The sequence below is a fragment of the Methylibium sp. genome, from assembly GCF_013817365.1.
GTDB lineage: Bacteria > Pseudomonadota > Gammaproteobacteria > Burkholderiales > Burkholderiaceae_C > Methylibium.
This window is the reverse complement of sequence record NZ_JACDCU010000293.1, coordinates 1-5,352: the sequence shown is the minus strand read 5'-3', so window position 1 is coordinate 5,352 and position 5,352 is coordinate 1. Positions and strand designations below refer to the sequence as shown.

Below are 5,352 nucleotides of genomic sequence, written 5' to 3'. Positions count from 1 at the left end.
TTCGGGTTGAAGATGTAAGCGACGTTGCAGCGCTTGGGGATCTGCTCCAGGAAACAGCGGCACACCGTGGTCTTGCCGGCGCCGATCTCCCCGCTGAGCAGCACGAAGCCGCCGCCGCCGTCCACGCCGTAGAGCAGGTGCGCCAGCGCCTCGCGGTGGCGCTCGCTCATGAACAGATAGCGCGGGTCGGGCGCGATCGAGAAGGGCTCCTGTTTCAGGCCGAAGAATTCCGCGTACATGTGCCAAGCATATGTTGGCGCCGGTGACGGAAGCGGCATCCCGGCGACCCGCCGGCGGAAGAAGCGCACTTGCCTGACCCGAATGTCCACACCGCGCACAGGTGGCACCGCGAGGCGGCAGTATGAACCGCACGCCCCTTCCGAACCGGTGATAGCCCAGCGGACAGACCGTGGGTACGAGCTTTGCCGGCAGTTTCACAAACAGGTTCACGACAAGGAGATCGAAGATGCAGCCAACGGACGATTCCGCGCCGGAAAGCGACATTGACGCCATCTATCGCCAGCTCAAGAAAGGGCTGGGCCATGAAAAGGTCAATGACGACAACGTCTTTGCACTGATCGACAGGGCCGCGCTCAACGGCCACAAGCAACTGGAGACGGAACTGCGCGAGTGGCAGGCGCCGTGCAGCGACGGCTCCCCGGGCGTTCCGAGCACGATTGCCCCTACGCGCGGGTTCAACCGGGAAAACGCCAAGCACTAACGCCACACGCGGATCAACGCGAAAATACAAACGGCCCGCGCAAGGCGGGCCGTTATTGGGCGGATGGATGAACGGTGTCCAATGCTCACCGTTTGCGTTTGGGCGAGCCGCGTGCCGCTTTCGCGTTGGCAGCAATGCGCAGGCGCAGCGCATTGAGCTTGATGAAGCCGCCGGCGTCGGCCTGGTTGTAGGCGCCCCCGTCGTCGTCGAAGGTAGAGATCTTCGCGTCGAAGAGGGAGTCGGTGGGGCTCTCGCGCCCCACGCACATGATGGTGCCCTTGTAGAGCTTCAGGCGAACGGTACCGTTCACGCTGGCTTGGGAGGCGTCAATCAGCCCCTGCAGCAGTTCGCGCTCCGGTGCGAACCAGTAGCCGTTGTAGACCATGCGCGCGTAGCGCGGCATCAGGTCGTCCTTCAACGCGACCACCTCACGGTCGAGCGTGATCGACTCGATGGCACGGTGGCCGGCCAGCATGATCGTGCCGCCGGGGGTCTCGTAGCAGCCGCGGCTCTTCATGCCGACGTAGCGGTTCTCGACCTTGTCGAGCCGGCCGATGCCGTGCGCGCCGCCGATCTTGTTGAGCAGGCTCAGCACCTGTGCCGGCGACAGCTTCTCGCCGTCGATCGCGACGATGTCGCCCCGGGCGTAGCTCAACTCCACTACCTGCGGCTTGTTGGGCGCCTTCTCCGGGCTGACCGTGAGCCGCCACATGCCGGCCTCGGGCTCGAAGTTCGGATCCTCGAGCACGCCGCCCTCGTAGCTGATGTGCAGCAGGTTGGCGTCCATCGAGTACGGCGCGCCGCCCTTGCGCTTCTTGAAGTCGACCGGGATGCCGTGCTCGTCGGCATAGGCCAGCATGCTTTCGCGGCTCGACAGGCTCCATTCGCGCCAGGGAGCAATCACCTTCACATTGGGCATCAGCGCATACGCGCCGAGCTCGAAGCGCACCTGATCGTTGCCCTTGCCCGTGGCGCCGTGGCTGATGGCGTCGGCCTTGGTCTTCCTTGCGATCTCGACCAGCCGTTTGGCGATGAGGGGCCGCGCGATCGAAGTCCCGAGCAGGTACTCGCCTTCGTAGAGCGCGTTGGCACGGAACATCGGGAACACGAAGTCGCGCACGAACTCCTCGCGCAGGTCGTCGATGAAGATGTTCTCGGGCTTGATGCCCATCTTCAGCGCCTTGGCACGCGCCGGCTCGATCTCCTCACCCTGACCGATGTCGGCGGTGAAAGTGACCACTTCACAGTGGTACTCGTCCTGGAGCCACTTCAGGATGATCGAGGTGTCCAGGCCGCCGGAATAGGCGAGGACCACCTTGCCGGGCTGGCCGGCCTTGGCGGCCAGTGACCGCGGGGTGCCAGCGCGGGCGGGGCCACTGACAGAAGAGGTCGCGGACAGCTTGGTGTTCTTGGCCATGAGTGTTCTGGGGTCAAATCGGAGCGCGGATTCTAGGCGGGGCTCCCCTCGCACGAGCCTGCAGCGCGACCGCCGAGACCGAACGATGCCCGGAGATTCCTTGCCGCCCCACGCCGTCGAGGCGCGCGACCGCGCCGCCTGGCGACGCTGGCTGACGAAGCACCATGGCCAAGCCGCCGGCGTGTGGTTGGTGATGGCGCGCGATGGCAGTGACCACGAAGCACCGAGCGCGGAAGAAGCCGTGGACGAGGCACTCGCTGTCGGGTGGCTGGACAGCAAGGCCGGCCGTCTCGACGAACGCCGTTCGCTGCTGTGGTTCGCGCCGCGCAAGCCCAAGAGCGCCTGGTCGGCGGCACACCGGCGGCGCGTCGAGGCGCTTGAAGCCGAAGGGCTGATGCACGCGAGCGGACAGTCCAAGGTCGACGCCGCACGCCGCAGCGGCTTGTGGGGCCGGCTCGCGGGCGTCTGAAGCAAAGCCTGGGCAGACTGCCTTTAGACACTGGCGCCGCAGCGGCCTTGCATCGTGGCTAGGATGGTTTCGCTCGCCGGTAATGCCAGACTTGGCGAGACTTTCGAAAGACGTCCATGACCGATCTTCCGTTCCTGGTTTTGCTTCACCGATATTTTTTCTTCCTGTGGCTGTTCCAGGACGTCAATCGCGGCAGCCGATTCCAGCGGGCCGCAGCCTGGCGCCACAACCAGGCGCAGTGGCTGCCCACCTACATGCGGCGGTGGGTCGTGATGGGCCTGGTGCTGTATGGGCTGGGAGCCGTGATCGAACTGGTGCTGGCCATGCCGGTGATGTCGGCCTTGTTCTACACCCCCGGCGTGCTCAGCGTTCCCGTCACGGTCGTGCTGGGAGTGGCGTGGTTGGGGTTGCGTCGCCTTCCCGTGCCGGTTTGAGCGAGCGGCGCGCTGGCTGCCGAGCGCTCGCCGTTCAGCGCGGCAGTTGCGGCCCGTGAGGCAATGCGGGCTCTGCGGGGACGGTGTCGCTCAGGCCGTCGCGGTTCGGGTCGATGCGCACCGGCGTGCTGATGTTCGTGTTCGCCGGCGGCGCTTCTTTGCCGGGCGTTCGATCTCGAACCACCAGTTCGCGCAGGATGCCGCCTTCCTCGACGCTGCCGCTCACGGTGCCGTCACCACGAATGCGCGCCTCGCAGGCGGGTTGCTCGGCAACGGGCAAGGCGCGGCACCGGAGCAGGGCGTTGCGCCGGTAGGCTGCGTCGCCCGTTTGCAGCTCGCCTTGGGAGGCCGCCTCGCGCGCCGCCAGTGTCTCTTCCACACAGGCTGCGGGGTTGGCGTTGGGGCGGTTCAACAGGCAGGCCGCGCGGTAGTGTTCCAGGCGCTCGTTTCGGCCATCCGTGGCGGACATGTCCGCAGCTCTCGCCGTGGCTGCGCCGAACAGCAGGCCGGCCGACGCAAGGAAGGCAGCGGCCGTGCCGCGGGTCAGGAACCGGTGCGAGAGGGGTGAAGTCATCGAGCGCTCCTCGGCAGTGAATAGCAAGTTTTGCAAGGCTACTCGCATGACTTGCGGTCGCCATCGGACAGCGCGGCGAGCGGGCGTGGGTCGAGTCCTACGCCAACGATTGCCACGGATGGACAATCCGGCCTGGACCATCGAAGCGAAGAAAAATGGGTGAAGCAAAACGCCGCCAGGCACAAGGCCAGCAGCTGGCCGGTGAGTTGGGCCGTCGCGTTCGCGCGGGCGAATTCGGTGCGGCGGGCGCCGCCCGCCGCTACCTCATCGTGCTCGACAAGTCGCCGAACGGCCGCGAGACGCTGGCCGCGTTGCGCAGCACGGCAGGACTGGAGGGTTTGCCGATCCTGTTCGAAGCCGAACCGTTCCGGTTGTGGGAGGCTTCAGCGCTCTTCGAGTTTCTCGTGTTGGTCGGCGCCAATGGCACGCCCGAGCAGCGCAGTCTGGTCGCCGCCGGAGCCGAAAGACTGGTGCAGGACGTTTTGCCGCGGGCCTGGCGGCGGTTGGGCGTTGCGGGCGGTTCGGTGGGCTTGGTCTGTGGGCTCGACGGGACGGTGCGCAGCACGGTGCTGACGGCCGTGCAGCAACTGCGCGGCTGAACGGCTTCGCAGGCGTCGTTAAAATTGCTGGCTCGACTCTGAAGTGCCGCCATGCCGCTGTTCTGGAAAGCCTACCGCTCCGACGTCACCGATTTCATCGCGACGCTCAAGGAGCGCGATCCGTTGCTCGAGGAGCGCCAGCGCAGCGGTCGAGCGCTGCTCTGGGACCGCCCGCAAGACCGCGAGCGGCTGGCCGAGCAGCGCTCGGGTCGCGTGCCGCAGCAGTCCTACGTTTATCAGACCAAGGTTTGAGCGCAACTCCCCCCTGCTGCACGACATGAGCAGCGATGAGACGGTGATGCCCGATGCGCCGGTGCTGGGCGCCGAAGCGCGTGCCGACGTGGTCGATCACATCGCGCTGGCGCGCCTGTACGGCGAGCCGCTCTTCGCGCTGCCGAGCGACCTGTACATCCCGCCCGACGCGCTGGAGGTCTTTCTCGAAACCTTCGAGGGCCCGCTCGACCTGCTGCTGTACCTGATCCGCAAGCAGAACTTCAACATCCTCGACATCCCGATGGCGGACGTGACGCGCCAGTACCTGGCCTACGTGGAGCAGATTCGCAAGCGCAACCTCGAACTCGCCGCCGAGTATTTGCTGATGGCGGCGATGCTGATCGAGATCAAGTCGCGCATGCTGCTGCCGCCCCGGCGCAGCGAGGAGGGCAAGGAAGCCGAGGACCCGCGCGCGGAACTCGTGCGCCGGCTGATCGAATACGAGCAGATGAAGCTCGCCGCCGCGCGGCTCGAGCGCCTGCCGCAACTCGGCCGCGATTTCCTGCGTGCGCAGGTGCACATCGAGCAGTCGCTGGCGCCGCAGTATCCGGACGTGGAGCCGGCCGAACTGCGCGAGGCCTGGCTGGACATCCTCAAACGCGCCAGCCTGATCCAGCACCACAAGATCAGCCGAGAGGAGCTGTCGGTGCGCGAGCACATGAGCATCGTGCTGCGGCGGCTGCAGGGCCGGCGCTTCGCGATGTTCGAGGACCTGTTCGACGCCGAGCGTCCGCCGCAGGTGAAAGTGGTGACCTTCATCGCCACGCTGGAGCTGGCGCGCGAGCACCTGATCGAGCTGACGCAGGCCGAAGCCTTCGCGCCGATCTACGTCCGGCTGGCCTACCAGCCCGCCTGATGCCTCGTC

The 5,352-nt window shown here is 66.4% G+C and carries 9 protein-coding genes; 6 read left to right on the top strand and 3 right to left on the bottom strand.

Going from position 1 to position 5,352, the window contains the following annotated elements; genetic code table 11:
* A partial coding sequence (locus H0W38_RS15900) for an AAA family ATPase (RefSeq protein ID WP_292455837.1) occupies positions 1-239 on the bottom strand: 239 nt, incomplete at its 3' end.
* Positions 240-466: 227 nt separating this feature from the next.
* On the opposite strand from H0W38_RS15900, the gene H0W38_RS15895 reads away from it, so the two are divergent.
* A complete protein-coding gene (locus H0W38_RS15895; RefSeq protein WP_292455834.1) occupies positions 467-721 on the top strand; it encodes a hypothetical protein in 255 nt (84 codons plus the stop codon).
* Positions 722-806: 85 nt separating this feature from the next.
* Here H0W38_RS15895 and H0W38_RS15890 read toward each other — a convergent pair whose 3' ends face one another.
* Complete coding sequence (locus H0W38_RS15890; protein ID WP_292455832.1) at positions 807-2,138, bottom strand: argininosuccinate synthase; 1,332 nt, start codon at positions 2,136-2,138, stop codon at positions 807-809.
* A gap of 85 nt (positions 2,139-2,223) precedes the next feature.
* Here H0W38_RS15890 and H0W38_RS15885 point away from each other — a divergent pair, with 85 nt between their 5' ends.
* Entirely contained in the window at positions 2,224-2,607 is a 384-nt protein-coding gene (locus H0W38_RS15885; protein ID WP_292455830.1) for a hypothetical protein, read from the top strand.
* A 116-nt stretch (positions 2,608-2,723) separates the two neighbouring features.
* Positions 2,724-3,041 carry a hypothetical protein gene (locus H0W38_RS15880; RefSeq protein ID WP_292455829.1) on the top strand — a complete coding sequence of 106 codons (318 nt, stop codon included), beginning with the start codon at positions 2,724-2,726 and terminating at the stop codon, positions 3,039-3,041.
* 34 nt (positions 3,042-3,075) lie between these two features.
* On the opposite strand, the gene H0W38_RS15875 is transcribed toward H0W38_RS15880, so the two are convergent.
* Positions 3,076-3,615, bottom strand: a complete 540-nt coding sequence (locus H0W38_RS15875; RefSeq protein ID WP_292455827.1) for a hypothetical protein — start codon at positions 3,613-3,615, stop codon at positions 3,076-3,078.
* 155 nt (positions 3,616-3,770) lie between these two features.
* On the opposite strand from H0W38_RS15875, the gene H0W38_RS15870 reads away from it, so the two are divergent.
* From H0W38_RS15870 to H0W38_RS15860, 3 genes are read left to right on the top strand one after another with little or no spacing between them, the layout of a single operon-like run.
* Positions 3,771-4,214 carry a hypothetical protein gene (locus H0W38_RS15870; RefSeq protein ID WP_292455825.1) on the top strand — a complete coding sequence of 148 codons (444 nt, stop codon included), beginning with the start codon at positions 3,771-3,773 and terminating at the stop codon, positions 4,212-4,214.
* Between the two features lie 51 nt (positions 4,215-4,265).
* Positions 4,266-4,466 (top strand): DUF3460 family protein, encoded by a 201-nt coding sequence (locus tag H0W38_RS15865; protein ID WP_292455823.1) that lies wholly within the window; start codon positions 4,266-4,268, stop codon positions 4,464-4,466.
* 46 nt (positions 4,467-4,512) lie between these two features.
* Entirely contained in the window at positions 4,513-5,343 is an 831-nt protein-coding gene (locus H0W38_RS15860; protein ID WP_292455839.1) for a ScpA family protein, read from the top strand.
* Positions 5,344-5,352: the final 9 nt, after the last annotated feature.